Annotated in this window: 23 protein-coding genes; 13 read left to right on the top strand and 10 right to left on the bottom strand. The window is 38.5% G+C overall.

Going from position 1 to position 23,034, the window contains the following annotated elements; translation table 11 throughout:
* The first annotated feature begins 64 nt into the window (after positions 1 to 64).
* The 4 genes from AAEY68_RS19620 (at position 65) to AAEY68_RS19605 (ending at position 2,590) form a co-directional block, all read left to right on the top strand.
* Entirely contained in the window at positions 65 to 562 is a 498-nt protein-coding gene (locus AAEY68_RS19620) for a hypothetical protein (protein ID WP_024594259.1), read from the top strand.
* A 124-nt stretch (positions 563 to 686) separates the two neighbouring features.
* Positions 687 to 941 (top strand): hypothetical protein, encoded by a 255-nt coding sequence (locus AAEY68_RS19615; protein WP_024594258.1) that lies wholly within the window; start codon positions 687 to 689, stop codon positions 939 to 941.
* A gap of 20 nt (positions 942 to 961) precedes the next feature.
* Positions 962 to 1,150 carry a hypothetical protein gene (locus AAEY68_RS19610; RefSeq protein WP_139016260.1) on the top strand — a complete coding sequence of 63 codons (189 nt, stop codon included), beginning with the start codon at positions 962 to 964 and terminating at the stop codon, positions 1,148 to 1,150.
* A 465-nt stretch (positions 1,151 to 1,615) separates the two neighbouring features.
* A complete protein-coding gene (locus tag AAEY68_RS19605; protein WP_350586726.1) occupies positions 1,616 to 2,590 on the top strand; it encodes a transposase in 975 nt (324 codons plus the stop codon).
* Positions 2,591 to 3,001: 411 nt separating this feature from the next.
* On the opposite strand, the gene AAEY68_RS19600 is transcribed toward AAEY68_RS19605, so the two are convergent.
* From AAEY68_RS19600 to AAEY68_RS19580, 5 genes are all read right to left on the bottom strand, one after another.
* Complete coding sequence (locus AAEY68_RS19600; RefSeq protein ID WP_024593762.1) at positions 3,002 to 3,604, bottom strand: hypothetical protein; 603 nt, start codon at positions 3,602 to 3,604, stop codon at positions 3,002 to 3,004.
* Positions 3,605 to 3,958: 354 nt separating this feature from the next.
* On the bottom strand, positions 3,959 to 4,660 hold the full coding sequence (locus AAEY68_RS19595; protein WP_024593761.1) for a metal-dependent hydrolase: 702 nt from the start codon (positions 4,658 to 4,660) through the stop codon (positions 3,959 to 3,961).
* A 162-nt stretch (positions 4,661 to 4,822) separates the two neighbouring features.
* The gene (locus tag AAEY68_RS19590; RefSeq protein ID WP_350586725.1) at positions 4,823 to 6,451 is read right to left on the bottom strand and encodes a sensor domain-containing diguanylate cyclase; all 1,629 of its coding nucleotides are present in this window, start codon (positions 6,449 to 6,451) and stop codon (positions 4,823 to 4,825) included.
* On the bottom strand, positions 6,438 to 6,884 hold the full coding sequence (locus AAEY68_RS19585; RefSeq protein ID WP_024593760.1) for a type 2 periplasmic-binding domain-containing protein: 447 nt from the start codon (positions 6,882 to 6,884) through the stop codon (positions 6,438 to 6,440). The genes AAEY68_RS19590 and AAEY68_RS19585 overlap by 14 nt, the downstream gene beginning before the upstream one ends.
* A gap of 2 nt (positions 6,885 to 6,886) precedes the next feature.
* Complete coding sequence (locus tag AAEY68_RS19580; RefSeq protein ID WP_029751301.1) at positions 6,887 to 8,149, bottom strand: hypothetical protein; 1,263 nt, start codon at positions 8,147 to 8,149, stop codon at positions 6,887 to 6,889.
* 474 nt (positions 8,150 to 8,623) lie between these two features.
* Here AAEY68_RS19580 and AAEY68_RS19575 point away from each other — a divergent pair, with 474 nt between their 5' ends.
* Genes AAEY68_RS19575 through AAEY68_RS19560 form a run of 4 tightly spaced genes read left to right on the top strand, consistent with a single transcriptional unit; the run spans position 8,624 to position 14,234 of the window.
* On the top strand, positions 8,624 to 9,340 hold the full coding sequence (locus tag AAEY68_RS19575) for an ABC transporter ATP-binding protein (protein WP_502935714.1): 717 nt from the start codon (positions 8,624 to 8,626) through the stop codon (positions 9,338 to 9,340).
* Positions 9,340 to 10,788 (top strand): ABC transporter permease, encoded by a 1,449-nt coding sequence (locus AAEY68_RS19570; RefSeq protein ID WP_350586723.1) that lies wholly within the window; start codon positions 9,340 to 9,342, stop codon positions 10,786 to 10,788. Before AAEY68_RS19575 ends, AAEY68_RS19570 begins: the two co-directional genes overlap by 1 nt.
* Positions 10,785 to 12,098: a DUF3526 domain-containing protein gene (locus AAEY68_RS19565; RefSeq protein ID WP_024593955.1), complete on the top strand. Its 1,314-nt coding sequence runs from the start codon at positions 10,785 to 10,787 to the stop codon at positions 12,096 to 12,098. The genes AAEY68_RS19570 and AAEY68_RS19565 overlap by 4 nt, the downstream gene beginning before the upstream one ends.
* Positions 12,099 to 12,122: 24 nt before the next feature.
* Positions 12,123 to 14,234, top strand: coding sequence for a TonB-dependent siderophore receptor (locus AAEY68_RS19560; protein ID WP_350586722.1), 2,112 nt, complete (start codon positions 12,123 to 12,125; stop codon positions 14,232 to 14,234).
* Between the two features lie 84 nt (positions 14,235 to 14,318).
* On the opposite strand, the gene AAEY68_RS19555 is transcribed toward AAEY68_RS19560, so the two are convergent.
* Complete coding sequence (locus AAEY68_RS19555) at positions 14,319 to 15,233, bottom strand: 2OG-Fe(II) oxygenase family protein (protein WP_197175173.1); 915 nt, start codon at positions 15,231 to 15,233, stop codon at positions 14,319 to 14,321.
* Positions 15,234 to 15,459: 226 nt separating this feature from the next.
* The gene (gene msrA, locus AAEY68_RS19550; RefSeq protein WP_197188685.1) at positions 15,460 to 16,059 is read right to left on the bottom strand and encodes a peptide-methionine (S)-S-oxide reductase MsrA; all 600 of its coding nucleotides are present in this window, start codon (positions 16,057 to 16,059) and stop codon (positions 15,460 to 15,462) included.
* Positions 16,060 to 16,346: 287 nt separating this feature from the next.
* Between msrA and AAEY68_RS19545 the strand changes: the two genes are divergently transcribed.
* Positions 16,347 to 16,541: a CPXCG motif-containing cysteine-rich protein gene (locus AAEY68_RS19545; RefSeq protein ID WP_169060935.1), complete on the top strand. Its 195-nt coding sequence runs from the start codon at positions 16,347 to 16,349 to the stop codon at positions 16,539 to 16,541.
* 58 nt (positions 16,542 to 16,599) lie between these two features.
* Here the strand turns inward: AAEY68_RS19545 and AAEY68_RS19540 are convergent, their stop codons facing one another.
* Positions 16,600 to 16,800, bottom strand: a complete 201-nt coding sequence (locus tag AAEY68_RS19540; RefSeq protein WP_007586727.1) for a hypothetical protein — start codon at positions 16,798 to 16,800, stop codon at positions 16,600 to 16,602.
* A 107-nt stretch (positions 16,801 to 16,907) separates the two neighbouring features.
* Between AAEY68_RS19540 and AAEY68_RS19535 the strand changes: the two genes are divergently transcribed.
* The 3 genes from AAEY68_RS19535 to AAEY68_RS19525 all read left to right on the top strand — a co-directional run bounded on the left by AAEY68_RS19535 (position 16,908) and on the right by AAEY68_RS19525 (position 19,081).
* A complete protein-coding gene (locus AAEY68_RS19535; protein WP_350586721.1) occupies positions 16,908 to 17,390 on the top strand; it encodes a GNAT family N-acetyltransferase in 483 nt (160 codons plus the stop codon).
* Between the two features lie 167 nt (positions 17,391 to 17,557).
* On the top strand, positions 17,558 to 18,169 hold the full coding sequence (locus AAEY68_RS19530; RefSeq protein ID WP_024593948.1) for a MarC family protein: 612 nt from the start codon (positions 17,558 to 17,560) through the stop codon (positions 18,167 to 18,169).
* Between the two features lie 30 nt (positions 18,170 to 18,199).
* Entirely contained in the window at positions 18,200 to 19,081 is an 882-nt protein-coding gene (locus AAEY68_RS19525; RefSeq protein WP_024593947.1) for an alpha/beta hydrolase, read from the top strand.
* A 526-nt stretch (positions 19,082 to 19,607) separates the two neighbouring features.
* Here AAEY68_RS19525 and AAEY68_RS19520 read toward each other — a convergent pair.
* Complete coding sequence (locus AAEY68_RS19520) at positions 19,608 to 20,747, bottom strand: MFS transporter (RefSeq protein ID WP_024593946.1); 1,140 nt, start codon at positions 20,745 to 20,747, stop codon at positions 19,608 to 19,610.
* 24 nt (positions 20,748 to 20,771) lie between these two features.
* Positions 20,772 to 21,944, bottom strand: coding sequence for an MFS transporter (locus AAEY68_RS19515; protein ID WP_350586720.1), 1,173 nt, complete (start codon positions 21,942 to 21,944; stop codon positions 20,772 to 20,774).
* 108 nt (positions 21,945 to 22,052) lie between these two features.
* Here AAEY68_RS19515 and AAEY68_RS19510 point away from each other — a divergent pair, with 108 nt between their 5' ends.
* Positions 22,053 to 22,994 carry a LysR family transcriptional regulator gene (locus AAEY68_RS19510; RefSeq protein WP_350586719.1) on the top strand — a complete coding sequence of 314 codons (942 nt, stop codon included), beginning with the start codon at positions 22,053 to 22,055 and terminating at the stop codon, positions 22,992 to 22,994.
* The last annotated feature ends 40 nt before the right edge of the window (positions 22,995 to 23,034 follow it).

The following is a 23,034-nucleotide window of genomic DNA, read 5'->3' as shown; positions in this document are numbered from 1 at the left end:
CCGGCTTAGCGCCAAATGAATCTGAGGTTAGATATCAAGATTCTAAAACTGTGGCCAAATTTTATTGACCACTACAAAGAAAAATAAATTTGATAAACGGTTATCTTTAGATAAAGAGTTGTTTGATGCTGCAGTAATTAAGTTGGAAGCATCATTTGAAATTCTAACTAAAAATAAAAATGAAGGTGACATAGTAATTAACGACCGAAGTAACTGGATAATGTCAGCTAGAGAAATCGTAAAATTTAAACAGTTCAAGAATAAAATTGAGACTGAACATTATCAAATGGTATTAAATTCTATTGAAGAATACTGGAGCCATAAATTTTATGACGTAGTTGGTAAAAATGACTTAATCCAACAAGGTTATTATAAAGGTCTACATGCTGGCTCTGTATTAATTGTTTATGCATTTGCTAGTTGGAAAGAAGATCAGGAATGCCCAATTGACAGTGTTAACTATGAAAACTTACTTCAAGGTTCAAAAGTGTTTCAAGGACGCTATGGCTTAATTGAGTATATAAAACAAGATAGACAGTTTTCGCACTTAGCCAAATCATAAAAATGAATTTAAACGAAACTAAAATGGTGGGTTACATTTCGCTTCGCTACACATTATAACCCACCATTTTAGTCCGCTATTACGGCGTTATGTTTCATAATTTCAAATAAGGATGAGTTTTTTAATGTCAGAGTTAATGGATGCAGTAATGAAATGGCCAATTATAGTCCAAGGAGCTCTTGGCTCTGGTCTTTTTTGGATAATCCTACTATTAGGACAAAAAATTGTGGATAAGGCTTCCGATGCATATTCCCATAAATCAAAAAAGGCGAGAATAAGTTGGTTAATAAGCTCTCAGTTTAAATTTGCTCTTGGTACTCCAATCCGTGAGCATGATGTAAAAGCACATTTTTTTCTGTTCTTGTTTATAGAAGTCTAAGAAATTTATACAAATCTTTAATGTGGGTTGTCTTAGGGCTCATAGCCAACTCTTTTGTTACTCCAATGGGAGTAATCGGGTATGTAGGTGCAATATTTTATTTATTTAAAGCTTTTGAAGTTGTTTCTCCTAATGAGGATTCGACTGAGGTTAATGTTAAAAAACTTAATGAAGTAACTAAAGAGCTATCAGAATTAGAAAAAACATAAAAAGTAATTTAAGAGCTAATGGGGTCAAATCCTGAGGGATCCCCACAATTGCTAATAAGCTACAAGCACTCACGGCAATCCTTGTTCGTGAATAAACAAGACACCTGAACAAACAAGACATATATGGACGCTCCCTTGAAGTCAGCTAAAGGGGTCACCCATTAGAAAATTCCGGTCAAGCAGACAGCTGTGTTTTCTTGATCTTTTTATTCAAAAACCAAGTGTTCTTATTATTTAAACTCAATTTAAATATGACTACGCACCTAGTAATAACGTCGATTGGTGTGAATATGCACCAGTCACCCATATGAATTTAAGAGGAAATTAACAGTGACACCCATCCTCAATTTTTTATTAATAACTGCCCGAATACAAAAAGATTAACAGTGACCCCACTCTAAATTTTGCTCTTTTAAAAATTAAGGACTACGTTTTAATTAGTTCAAAAAAAGAGCAGGGTGTCTTATGGCAATTGCAAGAAAGCGTCAAATAAGTTTGGTTGATACAAAATACTATCACTGTATTTCACGCTGTGTTCGTCGTGCATTTTTATGTGGAGAAGACCGTTTTACTGGTCAATCTTACGAGCATCGACGAGGGTGGGTTGAAGATAAGCTGCTTGAATTAGCGAAGGTATTTTGTATTGATGTGTGTGCTTATGCTGTTATGAGTAATCACACTCACTTAGTCCTGTATGTAGATGATAATCAAGCAAACAGACTGAATGATAAAGCGATTGTTATTCGCTGGCATAAACTGTGTAAAGGCACAGTGTTAACGCAGAAATATGTACAAGGTGAAAAGTTAAGTGAAGTTGAGCTCATCTTTTTCAACCAAACGGTTAAACAATACCGCGAACGCTTATCAAGTATCAGCTGGTTTATGCGGCTCTTAAATGAAGACATTGCGCGCAGAGCAAATAAAGAAGATAACTGCACTGGTAGGTTCTGGGAGGGCCGATTCAAATCGCAGGCATTACTAGATGAAGCCGCACTTGCCGCTTGTATGGCCTATGTCGATTTAAATCCCATTAGAGCTAAAATGACTAACACACCAGAAGAGTCAGACCATACCAGTGTACAAAAGCGTTTAACATGCGCAGCAGAAGGTAAACAACCAAAACAGTTACTACGTTTTGCTGGTATGCCTCGTCAGATTATGCCCAAAGGGCTGCCGTTTGAGCTTAAATCGTACCTTGAACTTGTTGAGCTAACAGGGCGAATAATACGAGAGGATAAGCGTGGGCATATTGATAATATGAACCTTCCTTTGTTAGAAAGGCTTAATATATCCCCAGAGAACTGGCTAAAACTGACTACGCAATTTACGCGCGTATTTCATGGTGCAGTAGGCAGACCCACTTCACAAGCAAGTTACTGTAAAAATTTAAAGCGTAAACGGCGATCAAATATTAGCAATTGCGAAAAGCTACTCGCATAAAACTTAAGCTACTCAGTAAAACTATTCAGTAATAAATCACAACTGCATTATGCAGTTATTTTCATGCGTGTAATTTAGGTTTAATAGGGCTAATGACTTATTTAACGGATGAAATAAAGTGACCAAGTTATAAAAGATAAATTTTGAACTTGAAGAGCGAATTTTTTGGTATAGTTTTGTTTGTTCAATTAAAGTGGCTGTTTAGTTTAGTCGTATAAGTCTAGTTTAGTCGTATATGTGAATTAGCCTTTAGATTACGAAGAGGGCATTAACTTGGGATGCGGTAGACGAACGCTTTAAGTTGAAAGTGGGCGTCACTTTAAACGTAAAACATCGGCGGATTAGCACTTTAATATACGCCGATGTTTATAACTTATTTAAGTAACTACCTTACTTGTAAGCTATTAAGCCTTAGTCTTGTTTACGGTTAAGACTAATCAAACATATTGCTAAAAGTAACGTTGCAATCATGCCTGAAGCGCCAGCAACACCTGATGGAAGGAATCCATCACGGCCAAAGATGATTAATATAGCATTGGCAAGTATTGCAACTCCGCCTGCTAAGGCAGTAAGCCCTCCAATCGCTTTGCCGCCTTTAGCTATAAAAGACAGGCCAAAAACAAGAGCTGCTAACCCTAATAATAATTTAGCTGCGTAGTAAATCATGAATGACAAAGAAACCACGCCACTAATTAAAGGTTGTGCGCCTTCTACGGCACCCGCTACTTTTCCAAATGTTGAAAACAAAGTAAGGCCAATGCTTACCTGTACTATGTTAAGAATTGCGCTAAATGTTATAGCCGACCATCCTAGTTGAGCGTTTTGTGCTTGCACCATAGCAGAACCCGCAAAGGCAACAAGTAGAGTGAAAACCACGGCTTCTAGTCCCCATGCATACTGCCTTGAAAAACTAATTTCTGCACTGTAAAGGGCAGTAAAAACGGCCTGTGTTAACGCTAATACCAACAATAAAGATGCCGTAATTAGCATGGTGCGTTTATTCGTAAATTCCATTATGTACCTCTTATAATTTTATATTTTATGCTTTTGAAAAACTGTAATAGCTCTCATACTTGGGTAGAAGACAGGTAAAGCTATTTAATTATTTCACTCAAACCTACAAAAGTAATAATTAATAACAAATATGCTCAAGCTACGGATTTTAATTAAAACTTAAATCGTCAAAGTCGCTTTGATTCAAGCCATTTATGCCTCTAAAAGCGCAGGGTCTCACACCCTCTTTGTGAATTAACTTTTAGATTACTAAGAGGGCACTTTACACGTATTCTAGCAATGGACATAAGCGACTTTGAAAAAGCCACTTATTGTAGTCGGGCAATGCTGTAAAAGAGCTTAAAACCTACTTTGTTAAGATAGAAATATAAAGTGAGACCAATCACTTAACGCTGTGATAGTTTGTTCTGTAGGGGGCGCAACATAGATTAAACCTGCAATGGCAATAATTGAAGCTAGTGTAATTAACTTATTATCGAAGTCAGCTATTTTTAAAGCGGTGCCGAAAGAGCGTTTAATTCTGACATTACTTAAATCTACACTGTAAATTTCATCCAGCAATAAATGAATTAATCCGCCTAATAAAATAAACCCACCCGTTAACCAGGCAAAGACGGCTGCTTGTGTGGTTGATTGGTCATTCAGTTTCCATGTTACTTGAGTCGTTAATAGCGCGCATAACAGTATAAATAGTAAAGAGTGGCAACTACCTCTATGTACTGTGATCCATTCAAAAATGGGTCTAATAATGTATTTCATAAAGCCGTAAACCAATAACGGCACTACGATTAACTCGATAAAGCTAATTTCAATAATGAGCTCGGTGGTTATGTAATGCAGTACCAGTAATACAGCGCTGAGTGCGAATAAGTTAAAAATAGTATCGAGTGATGTTGAGTTATCTGAATCTATGTCGGGTAATAAGCCGCCGATTGAGCCTAAAAACCATAACCAGAGTGCGCCCTTTAATTCAATATGTCCTGCAGATAATAAGGTGGCTGAGGCTAAGCCTGTGATGATTACGGCAGTATTAAGATGAGTATTGAAGTTTGCCATTGTATCTCTTGATGGGAAAAAGTAGGGCATTCTATCAATTGAAAAGTTTATTGTTCAATGTTCTTTAAAAATTGGGCTTAAATAACCTTGGCTCTGCTTATAAATCACTCTCTAGTAGCCATTTTTAGTGCTAACTGCGTTGAAAGAGCTCAATTAACCATCTTACTTTTTAAACTCGTCATAAAATGCAATTTGCCCTCGACCTGTTTCTTTTACGTGGTAGAGCATTTTGTCACCATTGATCATTAATTCGAGTAGTTCATCACCATCATTAGGGCCTACTGCAATACCAATGCTTGCACCCACGGCGCATGTTTTATTTTGTGAAATATAAATGTCTTGTTGTAACTTGTTTAGCAAAGCGATTGATTGCTCACGCGTTGCTGCTTTGTTGTAGGTATTAACCTGCCTTGCAACAATAAACTCGTCACCGCCTAGGCGGATGCATATGTCGGTTTCTTGGTTAAAGTGCTTTTTAAATCGGTGTGCTATTTCAATAAGTACTTTATCACCTGCTTCGTGGCCGTAGGTGTCGTTAATGGGTTTAAACTTATCTAAATCAATCATCATTAGTACTAGGTGCTGATTGTGTTTAATGCACTCGCGCAGTGCTTTTTTAAGACGCTTTTCGCCGGCTCGGCGATTAAGTAGGTCAGTAAGTGGGTCGTGATCGGCTTCAAAGCGAGTTTGAAATTCGCGTTCGGCGCGCTCAGTTACATCATGTAAAATCACTTCAACTAAGTGTTCTTGATGAGCGCTTCGCTTTGTTTCACGTTGCTCTGTTAGTCTTACAAATAAGCAGTGCAACCAAATGGTTTTATGGCCCACTTTGCACTCTATATCTAGGGTTGCTTGTGGCGGGTTTTTATCACAACGTATATCTGCAAGTAGGTTTTGTAATTCATCAACGTTATTTAACAGAGCAGGAAAGTGCAAGGTTGATAACTCTTCTTCGCCGGGTACGGTAAAGTAATGTTTAAACGCGGGATTAAAGGTGGTGATAATATTTTTGTCATCTAATAAACAAATACCGGCGCTGGCTTGTTCAAAAATAAGTCTAAATTTAGCCTCTAGTTCTTGGGTTTTTTTACGAAGGGATTGCTCATTACTAATGGTTAACTTTAACTCATGCATTAAGGCATTTATACCTTGCGTTAGCCTGCTTATTTCGTCTCGCTTACCTTGCTTAAACTCTAGCATTGTCATGGTTTCGGGATTGGTAGGATCAATTGTCGCAAAGCTGTCTGTTAGGTTTTGAATAGGCTGAGTGAGCCATTTGCGTACAACCAGTGAGACAAAGAAAGCGATGACGATTGATTGAATCAGCATTAAAATAAATTCTTTTATAAGTGATGACTGTGCTTGTTGTTCAATAAAGTTATCGTCGGGGTATATGGCCAGTACACCTATAAAAGTGTCTTCTATAAAGGGGTGAACTAATTTAATTAAAACAGCTTCTTTTTTCTTGTTAGTAGAGCCACTTGCAATAAATAAATCCATTTCTCCTTTTGGGTTTACTTCTCCTTCTAAGCTTGCGCCTTGCACTAAGTCGTTACTTAGCAAGCCATTAATAATTTCTTGGCTTAATTCACGATCGTTTAGGTAGGCTGCTATGGCGGCTGTTTTTCCCATTGTTTGTGCTAACTGCTGCACGAGTAGGTAATTGGTGTTTTTCTTTTCTTTAAGACCCGAGTAATAAGAAAGTGTTGACGATACTAATGTAACTACAATGGCGACAATAGCGATTGATAGAGCAACGCGTACGTAGAGTGCTTGGCTAATTTTTATCAAATGTGTATACCACTTTTACTGCGTCTGTAACCTGCGATTGAGGAATATAACCAATTGCAAATTGTGATGCAGCTATTTTGTTTAACGCGTCTTCAACGGATGTTGACGGTGATGGGGGCTTTGCGCGCCCTGAAAATAATAACCTTGCCCAATAAGCATTAATTTTTTGCTCATTTTTATTGACCAGTTGCAGGTAAAAATCATTTTTTAATGTTGATTGCGCCGGTAAATCAAGTGGCTTAGAGGTTTCACCATCAGGAAACGTTAAATAGCGACCCATATAAATATCAATAACTTCGCGTTTGGATAAAGCGTTAATTGTATTGTTTTTATTTACCACCACTACAAACTCTGTAGATTTGGCATTAACACTAACAAGAAGCAGGCAAAGCGGCAGCAACACATAAAGGAGTGAGTTACGATAGCTCATCATTGCTAAAATACCATACTAGCGTTCAAACTTAGCATATGTACTTTGTGGCCTTTGTCGACATCTGCAGGATGACTAAGACTCCATAAACCCGCGCCTTCGGGCTTTATATCAAAGCGGTCTAGTTGAGCTTTTAGCGCTAATCGCTCCGACAGTTGCCATTTTACACCTATGTTAATTGAATGCTGATGAACATAAGGCACCTTAATAGCAGCTTGTGTTGCAAGTGCTAGCTGTTGTATTGGCTCTGAAATTTGATCGGGTATGCCTGGTGAAAAAACAGGTTCGTTTACTTGTATAACATAGTGACGATTTTTTGCTGCAGAAAAGCTCGTGTAAAATATTGCATTGTTTACCCTATAACCAGCGCTAATATAAGTATTGAGTACTGATGGAGCTATTATCCAATCGGATTCCGAAATACCTACTTCAGATTGAATAAGCCAATTATTATGATCGTAGGTTAGTCCAAACGCCGCGTATTCTATACTGTGGCCTTTGGTATTAAATTTGTTAGATATCGTTTGTGCTTGTGGCCATATACTTTGTGGTACTGCGTCTAGTAAGGCTAAAAAATCATCCAATGAGGTTAGCGTATAGTCACCAAAATCAGATTTAGATAAAGAGAAACGTGCGGTCCATGAATCTAGAGAATAGGTGGCACTAAAGGTGGTTAAATTATCAAAATCAATAAAAAAGTCGTCATTATAGGCTTTTAACTTTGCTGTAGAGCTTCCATATGCGAGCTTTAAACGTAAAAAACCTTCATCAATGGCTTTACTGTATTCAATATCCACACCGTCGTAATTTCCTGCAATGTTTGCAAAAGAGTAGTATTCATGAGGAGGGCGGATCCACAAATAGGCGTATCCTACATAAGGATATTCGGAGAGTAAGTAAAGGTCGCTGTTTAGCCTGCCAGCACGAATAGCCCAATGGCGCGAGGGGCGATAACGAACAAAAGCGAGTTCTAAAAAGTTTTCAAGACTTTTGAAGCTATGATCTTGTACTACTACTTGAACCACAGAGTCCCAATTTTTTGAGAGCGATATATTAGCTTGCCCACCTAAAATTGAATCACGCGTTGCTGAAAAGCCTGTATCGTTTTCGTTTAAATAATTAGATGCAAAGGCGATATCTGAATCGTCAGTGTAACTGAGTGTTAAAGATGCAAAACCACTAAATTGCACGTCTACTTCATTTGCATCGCTTTTATTAGCAGCAGAAATTACCAATATGGCTACGGCAATTGTACCTCGGAACAACATGTTAGCGCTTATTTTTATGATATGGATAATAAAAAGATAGCACATTTTTTAAAATTACCAACTTACCCAACATAAGATTTTACCAAAGGCGTTAGCATGGCAAAGCTAAAAAAATTACACTCTTTATACTTGGTTTGTAATTTATGTTAAATCGCAAATAAATACACATAACACCATCCTAAATTCCATATAAAAGGGGTTATTAAAGTTGCTTTAATTTTTACCTCCTAAAGTAATAATTTATTAACTAAGTAACCTATTAACTAAGTAACCATAATTATCTTATTTGTTAACTGTTGGGATGTTATATTGTTGCAATTGGTATTTGATATAGTATAACATTCACACCTATCTAATTTCCCTAAATAGAGTTTGAGTGTGACAACACCTACCGCGATTAATAAAACACCAACAATTGCCCCTAAAACTTTTGATAAACAACTTAGCAATGCAGGCGCCGTCCTAAGTGATGCGATGATTGAAGTGAGTTCTTTAAATTTTAGTATTAAAAATAACGCTATTTTAAAAAACTTAAGCTTTAGTGTGGCTGCAGGTGAGGTTTATGCGCTACTTGGTGGTAATGGTGCGGGTAAATCAACCACGTTAAAAACGTTACTTGGGTTTAATAAACCAACCGAAGGCTCTGTAAAAGTAGCGGGTAAAGAGGTGAGTAAAGCGCTTGATTTTGTGCGAGGTAAAACAGCGTATTTGCCAGAGTCGGCTACGTTATATCCGCATTTAACTGCTCGTGAAAATATTGAATATTTTTTATCACTCGCTGATATTAAAAAATCAGATGAGCAAATTAACGCGGCTTTTAATCGAGTTGCATTGCAACACGATGCGCGGGATCGCCACATGCAAACTTATTCAAAAGGCATGAGGCAAAAAACAGCAATTGCACTTGCGATACTTCGTGAAGCACCCATTTTTTTACTTGATGAGCCAACCTCTGGTCTTGATCCTGTTGCTATTGATGAATTTAATCAACTTGTACGTGAACTTGCATTAACTGGTGCGACTATTTTAATGGTTACCCACGATGTATACGGTGCCTGCCAAGTCGCTAATCGAATTGGTTTACTTAAAAACGGTGAGCTGGTGGGAGAGTTTGATGCGCCCCAAAGTGGGCGTATTGATACCGAGCAAGTACACGCTGCGTTTGGGCATCACGCTAAAAGAGGTGCTTAATGAGTATAAATAACTTTTCAAAGGTGGTGATTGTTGCCAAAGATGAGTGGCGTTATTGGCTTCGCTCAAAATTAGCAATGACCGTGCTTGCTATAGGTTTAGTGCTCACGCTTGCTTCGGTAATTGTAACGGCTATTACCATGATGGAGCTAAGCCATACTCGCCATGAGTTACAAACAACAAGCGATAAAAGCTTTGTTGATCAACCCGACCGCCATCCACACAGAATGGTGCATTACGGGCATTATGCATTTAGAACGCCTTCGCCACTTAGTACGCTAGACCCTGGTATTGACGCTTACACAGGCAACTCTATATTTTTAGAAGGGCACAGACAAAACAGCGCAATGTTTGCAGATAGTCGCCAAGGGACTGCATTAACTAAATTAGGCAGTTTAACGCCTGCATTTATTGTGCAAACACTCGCACCGTTATTATTAATATTAATTGGCTACAGCGGTATTAGCCGAGAGCGCGAATCGCAAACGCTTTCTTATTTGTTATCGCAAGGTACATCGGGTGTAACGCTAATTGCAGGTAAAGGATTGGCGCTACTTTCTGTTGTGGGCTTAATTTTAACTCCGCTTACGGTATCGGCTTTATTTACGGTTGCTGCGGGCGAAAGCTTACTGGCAGTTGTAAGTTTTGTTGTTGGCTACGCTTTATATTTAACTGTGTGGGTATTACTGATTTTACTGGCATCGAGCGTGTTTAGTAAAAACAGTGGTAGCTTTACCGCACTTGCCTTTGTGTGGATTTTACTGTGTATTGTTATGCCACGCGTAGCAAGTACCAGTGCCTCAACGGCTGTGCCATCTGCCGGTAAAATAGAAACAGACTTTGCTGTAAAAGCACAACTTAGAAAATTAGGCGACGGCCATAACGCAAACGACCCCGCATTTATGCAATTTAAACAATCACTTCTTAAAAAGTACAACGTTAAAAGTATAGATGAGCTACCGATTAATTTTAGAGGATTAGTAGCCAGCGAATCTGAAGCAAAATTGACTAACGTACTAAACAAATTTGCCGAGCAACGTATGCAAGCTGAGCTTAAACAAACGAAGGTATCTCGTTATTTTGGTTGGGTTTCACCTATGGTGGCTATTCGGTCGTTATCGATGATAGTGGTAGGAACGAGTATTGAAACTCATCACCGCTTTTTGCGTGAAACCGAACAGTTGCGTTTTGACTTTGTGCAAGGGCTTAACAAAGTTCATGTAGAAAAGCTTAGCTACCAAGACGATATGAACCGCAATGCCAGTACCGAAGCGACTAAGCAAGCTCGTGTAAGTGCACAAAATTGGCAAGTACTGCAAAACTTTACTTTTAATGTAGATAACGCACAAGTGAGAGCGCAGCGAAGTATCCCTGCATTTTTACAGTTATTTATTTGGATTGCAGTGCTGTTAGGCGGTATTAAATTTGTAGGGAAGCGTTTGTTATGAGTTATGTATTTTCACAGCTAATTCGTGAATGGCGTTTTTTACTTCGCCAAAAATATTTAGTGATATTACTAGCATGTACATTTGCTATATCGGGGTTTGCAGTTTTCAGCGGCCTTAGTGAAGTAAGCCAGCAACAACACACTATTGAGCGTTTAAAAACGGCTGATTTAACTGAATTAGCTAACGTACAAAATAAATACAGTGATGCTGGTTCGCTTGCCTATTACAGCTTTCATTTAACGTATTCAGCACCTTCAAATTTAGCATTTGCTGCTTTAGGTGAGCGTGATATTTATCCGTGGAAACACCGCTTAAATTTACTTGCCCTAGAGGGACAAATTTACGAGAGCGATTCACAAAACGCAGAGCTAGCGCAGGCAGGTAAAATTGATTTTGTATTTGTAATTAGTGCATTAGCACCGCTGATAGTTATTTTATTATTTCATGATTTATTTGCTAATGAGCGAACAAGCGGTAGGCATGACTTATTAGTGACTACGGCTAAGTCGTACTTTGCATTATGGGGGGCACGTATAGCTGTAAGGTTAATAGCAGTAATAGTGTGTTTAATGTTGCCATTTTATGTAGGTACATTGCTTAGTCATTCGGCCCTTGCTGATGTGGGGTTTGTTACTTTTATATGTGTAATTTACATTGCGTTTTGGACTTTGCTTAGTGTGTGGTGGGGAAAAAATGCCAACAGTGCGCCGCGTGTTGCTTCAACATTAATCGGTTTTTGGGTGTTAGTTGCCTTTATTATTCCTATTTTAGGCGATTTAGTTATAAACAAAACGGTTCACTCACCAAAGGGCGGCGACATTGTGCTTACTCAGCGTGAGGCGGTTAACGATGCATGGGACTTGCCAAAGAAAACCACAATGGATGCTTTTGTAGCATCAAATCCACAGTGGAAAGATCATGTTGATATGCAAAGCGAGTTTGAGTGGAAATGGTATTACGCATTTCAGCAAGTTGGAGACGAAAAAGCAGGTGAACTTTCACATGCTTATCGTGATGCAGCGCATACAAAGTATCAACTAGCGGGGATTGTATCGTGGTTTTCACCACCACTATTGCTACAACGCAGTTTTACCCGATTGGCGAGCACTGATGCTTTAGCTGCATTTAGATATGAATACCGTATGCGAGGATTTCATAAAAGTTTAAGGGAGTTTTACTACCCTTGGCTGTTTATAAAAGGCAACCCACCTAAAGCTGCGCTTAAGAGTATGCCTAGCTTTAAAAAAACAATGCTTAATGAAACGGATGAGCCTGACGTTACAGGCGTTAAGCTAAAAGAAAATTTATGAGTCAACTAATTAACAAGGTTTATAATGAATACCAATAAAAATGGGCTAAAGCTCAGCTATTTAAGCGCATGCTTAGTCAGTTTATTTAGCAGCCACGCTATGGCTGCTGAACAAACCCCAAAGGATGACAGCGTAAATAATAGCCCTATAGAAAGATTGGCAGTGATTGGCTCGCGCCAAGCTTATCAAGGTAATTTTAGCCCTTTAGAAACACCGCTATCAGAATTAAAAATAGACTTAGAAGCGCTTGAAAACGCAGGTGCGATAAATTTAAATCAAGCGCTTGATTTATCGGCATCGGTAGCGCGTCAAAATAACTTTGGCGGGCTTTGGAATAGCTTTGCGCTACGCGGCTTTGTAGGCGATGAAAACTTGCCAAGCAATTACCTTGTTAATGGGTTTAATGCCGGGCGTGGTTTTGGTGGCTCACGTGATTTGTCGGGTATTGAATCGGTTGAGGTGTTAAAAGGTCCACGTGCTGCTTTATTTGGCCGTGGTGAACCTGGCGGTACAGTAAATCTCGTTACTAAGCGCCCAACGTTTGATACAAGCGGCGAGCTAAAGCTAAGCGTAGGCAGCTTTGACACCTACCGCGCTGATGTAGATTACACCACACCCCTTAGCGACGACGTAGCAATTAGACTGGTTGGTTTTTATGAAGACGCAAAAAGCTTTCGCGATACAATAGAGACAACTAAACAAGGCTTTAGCCCATCAATAACATGGAATATTAATGATAATAGCCAACTAATATATGAGCTTGAATACAGCGACCAAGAGGTCCCTTTTGATAGGGGCGTATTAGCCATAGATGGCGAACTTGGTTTAATACCAGAGAGCCGCTTTTTAGGTGAGCCAGGTGATGGCCCAATAGAGGCTGACGTACTTGGCCATCAATTAGAGTTTATTCATGACTTTAATGATAATTGGAGCGTATTGCTGGGCGCTAACTACCGTGATACTTCGCTTGAAGGGTTTGCTACCGAAACTGGTTTTGCAGGTGTTGTTGATGGTGAAGTAAATCGCTTTAGGCGCTACCGTGATTACAATGCAAAATATCAGGTATTTAGAGCCGAAGTGACAGGTAATTTAGAGGTTGCAGGGTTGGATCACCGTTTAATAATTGGTGTTGATTCTGATAAGTTCGAAAATGATCAATTTGTTCTTCGTGTACGTGGCGATCAGTATATAAATGTTTTTAATCCTGTATATGGAGCATATGAGTTACCTACGCCAACGGCCAATACCGATAAGTTAGAAGTCCAAGAGTCGTTAGGTGTATTTATACAAGACCAAATAAGCCTAACCGATAAGTTTGATGTACGTATTGGTATACGTTTTGATGACTACGAACAAACACTTAATAACCGCTTAGCTAATACTCAATCAAAGCAAAACGAATCGCGTGTTAGCCCCCAACTAGGTGTTGTGTATGAGGCGAGCGAGTTTGTATCTGTTTATGCCGCTTATGGCGAAAACTTTAGGCCTTTATCTGGCACTGATACAAATGGCGATGGGTTTGAACCAAATCAATCTACTTCAACAGAGTTGGGAGTTAAATTTACTTTAAACGATGGCGCTTTATTTGGCACTATCGCGATGTTTAAAGTAGAGCAAGACAACATGCTGGTGGTTGACGATCCCACTGCATTTACTTTTGCTGCAATTGGCGAAGCACAAAGCAAAGGCATAGAGATTGATATAAACGGTGAGCTAACGGATGATGTAAGCCTATGGTTATCGTATGCGTATGTTGATGCAACTATTGAAAACTCATTTTTTGATGCTAACTTTGGCTATACCGTTGAAGCGGGCAGTTCTTTATTAAATATTCCTAAACATCAACTTAGTTTACAGCTTGTTAAATCAGCCGAGTTATATGGCAAAGCAATTAAGTTTGGCGCAGGTTTAGTTTATGTAGATTCTCGAAACGGCTTTTTTGGTACCGACTTTGAGCTACCAAGCTATACAACAGCGCGTACTTTTATAGATATTGATGTAACTAAGGCAATTGGCTTGCGTGCAGAAGTAGATAACCTGTTTGATGAGACCTATTACACTAACTCATTTGCTGATGCCTGGGTTCAACCGGGCACACCCAGAAGTGTAAGGCTATCTGCAACGTATAAGTTTTAAACGTAAACTAAAACGATACTAACAAAAAGGCTGCTTAAATTAAGCAGCCTTTTTACTTAGTTAAAAGCTTAGTTAAAAACTCGATTAAAACGGTGCATAGCCGTCGTTCGTCTTTTTAGGGTTAATCCAGCGCTGTTTAGCATCAATAGGAATGCGTGGTGCACCTTGTGCTGGTAATCGCCCGCGTTCTCCATACAACCACAAAACAAAGTTAGTTCGCTCACCACTGGTAATAGGCTTTGCTGCGTGTGCAATATTGCCACGATGTAACATGGCAGTGCCGGGCTTAAACGTAAGTGATTTAATGTCGCCTGTGTACGGGTGATAAAAGTCAACTTCTGACCCTGTAAACTCTTCGCCTGGTAAGTTTAAGTTAATATTAAGCGTTACGGCCGATGCATCGGTATGTGGGCGAATTGACGAATCTGTGTTTGGCTCATAATAAATAGAAAAACCAAACGTTTGTGTATCAAACCCCGTAACCTCCGGGAACAACATTCGCGAAATAGGGCGCATGTAAGTGTTTAGTATTTCGTTATAAAACGCTTGAAAGCTTGGCGCTGCTAAATAACCTTCTGATCGTCTATCAAGCATTGCACCACGGCGATTTAACACTATGCCATATGGTGGGCGCATAGGAATTTGCGAATTCCATACTTGTTCTAAATACCCGCGTAATACGGCAAGGCGCTCTGGATCAAAAAATTGAAATTGAAATACATCAGGCGCTACTTTGTGTAATAACGCTTTTACGGCCAGCTCTTTTGATGGATCTTCCCATGCTTGCTTTACTGCTTCGCGTAGGTTTTTATCAAGTAGTGTATCGTCAAGCGTAAACGTTGAGCCATCTATTGATGTTGTTTCCCATTCGCTCCACGCGTTTGTAATTAGGTCGGTGTTACTATTCCAAAAGTGTTGTACTGCTGGTTCACGGTAAAGCATGGCTTGGCGTGTTGGTAACTCTAGAGCACGCGCTAGCTGTAATTGATTGGCAAACATTTTGTGTAACTCCAGTTGTTGAATTTGGTTTATATCAATCTAGGAGTGCAATTTATTGCATTTGATTTAGTAGATAAACAGCCTGCTTTAGGAAACAGAATATACTATTTATTGATAATGAAGGTTTGTATACTTTTTGAAGCAGAGAAAGCTAGCTTTGTAGATAAGCAAAAGGCTGCACAATACGCAGCCTTTTGTTGGTGTAATTTAAGTTGCTTAATAAATACTAGTGGGTTGCTCTGTCGCCCCAAATATCTTCTAGGCGGCTATCGCGACCACAACGCCAACGATAAGTGTTGTATCGGATTGGGTTGTTTTTGTAATAATCTTGGTGAAAGCTTTCCCTCCCTTTTATAGGGTAAAAGGTGCTTGCGTTTAGTATAGGTGTAACCACAGTTTGATTAGGAAACTCGGCTACAACAGCTGCTTTTGTTTTTTCAGCTAATTTACGTTGTTCGTCGTTTTGTGCAAATATAGCGCTTAAGTAACTAGGGCCTTTATCGCAAAATTGGCCTCTGGCATCAAAGGGATCAATATTGACCCAGTAATGATCAAGTATACCTTGATAGCTTACTATGGCTGGGTCGTAAGTAATTTCTACAGCCTCGTAATGGCCTTTATGATTACCATTGTATGTCGGGTTTTTAAGTTTGCCGCCAGTAAAGCCCGATATTACATCGGTTACGCCTTCTAGCTTTTCAAAGTCACTTTCCATACACCAAAAACAACCTCCAGCTAAAACGGCTTTTTCGGTTTTAGCTGCATGAGTAAATGTGCTAAACAATATTGCGGCAGATGTTAATGCGAGTGCGAGTGATTTTTTCATAAAATTATCCACCTAAAGTGTGAGTTTAAATACTTATGAAGTTAGACCCGCTAAGTGCTAATACTATTTCATTGTAGAGGCATAGTTTTAGCTGGCTAACTTATATATGGTGCAAACTAATGTGCTTATGATGTTTTATAAACGTAAAGCTGGTATTTAGATCACTTTTTAGTTAGTAGCATTGTTTAATTAGTTTAGCCAAATAAGCGTTATTTAATGGGGTGTTGAATTATGCTGGCTTGTTCATTAAAGTGACAACATTCGAGATATAAATTAGCAGGTGATAAATGAACCAGTTAACTGAAAAATCAATAAGCTGCCCTTATTGTGGAGAAAGTATAGAAGTATTACTTGATGCAGCAGATATTGATGAGCAATACATAGAAGACTGCCAAGTATGCTGTAAGCCTATTTCGTTTGTAGTATTTGAAGATGAGGACGAGTTAAACGTTAATGTTTACAGTGAAGACGATGCATTTTAACTCGTTAATTAGATATTAGGCTGCAAAATTGCAGCCTTTTTATTGTGTATGTGTTTGGTTAGCTATTTTGCTCACGCGCTAATTGGTTAGGAAGAAGTTCTTCTACTATTTCGCGTGCTGGAAGTGTATAGCGTGTGCCGTCAAACATTACTGAGGTAAACTCGTTAATATTAGTAATGCCTGTTAAGGTCCAGCCTTCGCCGCGCTTTGGGCAATATACTGTGGTAGTGGGTTGTATTACTTGAAAATCGTCACTCATTACGTTCTCTTACTCTTTTTGCTTTAAAGATAATGCTTGTTAATGGGGTATGGTAAGTTAATAATGCCTGCCCATAAAGAGCTAATTTAACTAACCACTTAAATAAAATGTTTAATACCACAAAGCTTGAACGCGTTACGCTGCGTTTAATTACCCACAAACACGCTGCGTGTTTATTTAATATTTTAAACCACCCGCATGTGTCAGAATTTAACGACTACGAAACACCGCTCAGCAAAACACAAATCAAACAATTAATACAAGATGATATTAGTGCCTACTACGAAGGCGAAGTGATTAGAGTTGCAATTGAACATAATACATCTGGGGAGTTAATGGGTACTTGTGGGCTTTATAATTTAACGCCGTGTAAAAGTAATGCGTTTATAGGATTTGAGCTGCACCCCGACTTTTGGGATAAAGGCGTAATGTTTGAAGTAGTCACCGGTTTTATTGAAGCGCTACTTAAGGAAATTGCGCTTAAACATTTATCGGCTGAGGTGAGTGCACACAATGCACGTTCCCATAATCTACTTATTAAGTTAGGTTTTAGCTTAAGAGAAAATTCTATTTGGCATAAATCACTTTAACTCAATACTACAATTATAAGTGCTCATCTTTTTTCAATCCTGAAAGGTCAACGCCTCCAAGTGTAAATAAAATACAAAAAATAACGGCTTTCTATTATAGTTAAGCGTAAGCAAATGAATTTGTTACCCGTGTTTTATTAAATATTTACGCTTAACAAGGATTTTATATGCTAGAAAAACTATCTCAAGATGCGCTTGTTATTTGGGCTACCATTGACCCAATAGGTACTATGGCGCTGTTTGCTGCGCTTACTTCTCATTTAACAGATCAACAACGTCGTAAAACAGCCTTTAAAACGGTCCTTTATGCTGGTTGCGTACTATTGGGTTCTATTTTAATTGGGCAGCTAATACTTAATGCGATGGGAATTAGGTTGGTGTCGTTTCAGTTAGGGGGCGGAATTATATTGTTTTTGTTTGGCCTGCAAATGATATTTGGAAACGATTCTAACAAAGCTAAACAAGACCCCGATCACGATATAGCAGTGTTTCCGCTAGCTATACCTGCAACTGCGACTCCTGGCGCTATTTTGGCGGTGATACTACTTACCGACAATCATATTCACCCAATTACCACTCAAATAGGCACAGCGCTTGTTACACTTGGTGTGTTGGGTATTACTTTAATACTGTTGCTGCTTTCGGGGAAAATAATTAAGCTTATTGGTACTGGCGGCGCGTCTATTTTAACGCGTGTGATGGGGATGATTTTAGCCGCCTTTTCGGTTGAGCTTATTATGACCGCGCTTGAAATAAAACAATGGGTTAAGCTCGATTAAATAACTCCTAAACATTTAAAGGAATGCCGCATGGAAATAAAAATAACAAAACACTATTTTATTAATTTAAGTTTAGCCATAGTCATTTTTGCTATAGGTATTTTAGCCATACGTTATTACAACCATTATGTATCGGCCTATACAGATGTAACAATTAACTCAAGCGTGCTTAATGAGTCGCGCAAAGTGTTTATAAGATTACCCGCTAATTACAATCCTAAAAAAGCGTATCCGTTAATTATTAAAACCGATGGAAACTTTAATTTAGATACATGGGACAAAGCACTTACAAAACAAGCTAAGAGCGAAAAAGGGGATAAGGCTATATTGGTGTCTATTCCTAATTTGTTTTTTACAGATACACGTAATCGCGATTTAGTGCCTCCTTATGCTCGCCAAGATGTAAATACACAAGCGCGCCCAGAGGGCGAAACATTTATAGAGCCTAATGGTGAAGCCGACAAGTTTTTAGCGTTTATTGAAACTGAGTTATTCCCGTATTTATCGGCAAAATATAAGCTTAGTAATAACCGTGTATTAAGTGGTTTTTCGGCAGGTGGTAGCTTTGTACTTTATACACTGCATACGAGGCCTGAACTGTTTAATGGCTACTTTGCATTTAGCCCAGCGGCTTGGTATGACGACATGACAGTGGTTAATAATGTAGAAGCGTTTTTAACTACTCAAGCTAACAAAGTTAAGGCGCCTACTTATTTATATCTTTCGGTGGGTGGAGCAGAGCATCCGTTAATGTTAAAAGCGTTTAATAATTTAGAGTCTGCTTTAAAAGCAAACCCTAATAATAACCTTGCGTGGCAAAGCGCTATAAACGAAGGTGCTGAGCATTCAGATAATCCACCACTTAGTGTATCAAAGGCATTAGCTGGTTATAGTGCGTTTATTAAAAAGTAGGTTAGATAGGTTTAAGCGGTAACTGTATGTATATACAGTTACCGCTATTTTATCTATTTATGATAACGAATCAGTTTTATAGCACTTTATTTAGTTTAATATTATTAACGACTTACAAAGGGAAGTTGGTTTAAGTTATTTTTGACAGGAAATATATAAACTGTGTTTATATACAGTATTCAGCTATTGAGTTAGAATCCAGTCAGTACCTATGAGCATATACACATCTATTTGTTACTGCTTTTAATCAGCCTTACGCCTTTGTGATTAGTGATCAGCAATAAGCAGTGTAAATACTTTGCAATTTCAATATAATTTCACCATCTTTTTACACTCTTAATGCAGTTAATATAAATTAGCTGGTGGCTTTATAGTAAAAGAACACATCATACTAAATGTTATTATAATGCTAAACTTAGCAATAGAGTCAAATTAAAAAAAGTAATCAGTAAGGTAGTGCAAATAATAAAGCGGGAGGTTTAGGTAAAAAAGAGCATTTATAAAAATGCTCTTTTTTAAGTTATTACTACTTTGTTTTGGTCGGTTTAAAAAACAATACCAGTGCAATTATAAATGCTGAAACGCTACAAATTATAAATACGTTTTTTTCACCACCAGGTATGTACTGCATAAATGAGGTAAAAAACTGACCCGAAAATACAGCCATCGTAAAGTACGATAAGTTACGGCCGCGTACTTTCACATCACTGAGCTCTACCGTCATATGGTTTAAAAGCGGGATACTAAAACCAAATCCTATACCTATTAATATTGCGCCTAAAATTAAAAGTAGGGTGCTTACTTGTGTAAAACAAATATACGATAAACTAAACGCTAAAAAGGCAAATGCCAAAACCTTGGGCTCACCAAGCTTCTTTGTTATTTTAGGCATAAAGCCTGCGGTAACTACAGCCACTAAAGATATAAATGCGAGTAGTTGGCCTATTTGTGACTCATTAAAGTTTTCCTCGTTCATTGTAATGGGCAGTAACACAGTAGACGTAAAAAATATGGTCATCGCGAGTGTTGAAATTACATAAACGCTTTTTAACGAGAGGCCATTGTTAGCTTTGTGGTGTAGATGTTCTGACACTTCATCGCTATTACTAGCCAGTGAGTTTTTACTTGGCACAAATAATAAAAGCATAGCCAAAAATACCCACGCTATTAAATAAAGTGAAAATGGCAGCGCCCAAAATTGCGACGCTAATAATCCGCCTAAAAATAAAAATATAACACCGCCTAACTCTATCGCCATGCCTTGTTTTGCAATCATGCCAAGGCGTGCTTCGCCTGTGTACCAAGCAGAAATTAAAACCGTACAACTTGCCATTACCACAGCAGTTATACCGCCGAGTAAAAATCGATTAGCAAATACAAGCGTTGGGCCTTTTAAAAAGTAAGCACTGGCACCTGCAACCCCATATAAAAATAACCCAATTACTAAAAGTTTATAAGCTCCGTATTTATCTATTAATTTTCCTGCTAGCGGCGCAAAAACCACAGCGCCTAACGATGGCAACGTAATTAAAAGTACGGTGTTATCGGTTATACCTAATCCTTGTGAAATACTTACTAAACCTGGCGCAAGTAGGGTTCCCACCATAATAGTTAAGCTGGCGATACACAGTAATGTAAAGCTACCCGCTGTTTTTAACATACCCATTTTTACTCCTTAAGTTTTAAGCGATTACTTTTTAGCAAATGAATTAAAAATGCCACTTAGCAAAATAAATATAATGCTTACAGCAACAACGCCAGGCCATTGATAAAGTGCAAATGCTTTAACACCAACCATTGAGCCAACAGCGCCTCCAATGTAATAACCCAGCATGTAAATTCCATTTATGCGACTTTGCGCAGTGGGGTCAATACTAAAAACACGCACTTGGTTAGCCACTTGCGCACTAAATATGGCAAAGTCGATTAAAATAATGCCAATAACTAACGACGCTAAACTGCCATTAAACAAACCTGTAATAGCAAAGCCGATTGCCGCAAGCGTAAGTGCAATCATAATTAGAGCTTTAGATCCCAGTTTGCTGACCCATTTACCCGACGACTTAGCGCCAATTACGCCAGCCAATGCTATTACACCAAATAAACCGGCTTGTTGAGCGTTGTAGTTAAATGGCTCGTTACTTACATAAATTGCAAGTGTTGCCCAAAGCACGTTAAATGATGCAAACCAAAATGCGCCCGAAAGTGTAAAATGCTGCAGTGATTTATGTTTAATAAACAACGCCAACGTACTTTTAATGAGAGGCCAGTAATGCAAATTAGTGTGTGGCTTATTGCCAGGTAAAAACACGCGCAGTAATATACCAAATAATACCGCGAGTACTGCCGACATTAAAAATACACTTCGCCAACCAAATTGCTCACCTACAAACCCACTTAACGTTCTTGAAAGTAAAATACCGATGGTTAAGCCCATCATTAATGTGCCTAACGTGGCACCTTTTTGCTCGCTCGATACAAGTGATGCTGCAAAGGGTATTAATTGCTGGGTTATATTGGCGCTTACACCAATTAAAAATACCGATATAAGTAATAAAGGTAAGTTAGGTGCAAGCATTGCTGCACTACAAGCCACTACTAATAAGCTCGACAAAATAGTAATTAAACGCCTGCGAGCAATCGAGTCACCCAAAGGAGAAATAAATAATAACGCAAACGCGTAACCAATTTGTGTAAGCGCGGGAATACTCCCAAGCTGCGAATCAGTTAAATTAAATTCGTTCGCTATAAGCGGTAAAATAGGCTGGTTGTAGTACAAATTTGCTGCTGTTGCTGCAATTGCAGTGGTCATTAGTAATAAAATAAATCGACTTAATGACTGATTTTGTTTGGGTTTGGTCATAGCTGTCTAGTGTTGTTAACTCATGCCGCTATGGTATGAGTTCTCTACCTATAACAAAAATGATATTATTTTATAGAATCTATACAAATAATGTATTTAAGGTGCGTAATGGATATTAAAACATTAAAGAGTTTTGTCAGCGTAGCCAAGCATCAGAGTTTTTCAGAAGCGGCCAAAGAGCTACACACCGTGCAACCTGCAATAAGTAGGCATATTGCACAGCTCGAAATCGAGCTTGATGTTGTGCTGTTTATAAGAAACTCACGCGATGTTGCAATAACTCAAGCGGGTGAGCAGCTATTAAAAGATGCACGCGCTATTTTGGCTCTAGCTGACAAAGCTAAAACTCAGGTTAAACGTGCCCACAACGGACAGGTAGGTACACTGAATATTGCGCACTTAAGCTCGGCATGTTTAACCTTTATGGCAGCACTGGTTCGAGAATATAAACAGCAATACCCAAGCGTGCACGTTACATTGTTTGAAATGACTGCAACTGAGCAGATACATGCGTTTAAAAACGATTTAATTGATGTGGGTTTTTCACGGCCTTTACCTGATTCAATTAATGATGAATTTGTAAGTCATACTATTTATGTAGATTCATTGGTGGCCATCGTTAATCAAAACCATGCGCTGGCAAATTATAAAAATATTGATTTAGCTAAACTAAAAAATGAGCCATTTATTATTTTTAATAGAGAGGAAGCACTTGGTCTTTTTGATGAAACCATTTTGCAATGCAAACAAGCTCATTTTTCACCGAACATTATTAGCCAACCTAGGCATATGCAAACATTAGTTACTGAAGTAGCTGCTGGCCTTGGTGTGGCAATTGCGCCTTATTGCGTACGTAAATTATATAGTGAAGGGTGCCATTTTATAAAACTGAGCGATGTACTCACGCAAATCCCGGTGCTATTACAAATTAAAAAAGCAGATACCAATGCGGCTGTTAATGCATTTGTTGAAATAGCCTTAAATGCAAAATTGAGTATTGAAAAAAGTATGGCGTGTCCCGTCCTAAAATACGTTGACGGTTTTAATTGAAGGCCAGTAGCTTTTGCTCCTGGCTTTTTTTGTGCACTTG

Origin of the sequence: Pseudoalteromonas sp. RB2-MNA-CIBAN-0110, assembly GCF_040309305.1 — a bacterium.
Classification (GTDB): Bacteria; Pseudomonadota; Gammaproteobacteria; order Enterobacterales; family Alteromonadaceae; genus Pseudoalteromonas; species Pseudoalteromonas arctica.
This window is presented reverse-complemented; position numbering and strand designations above follow the sequence as displayed.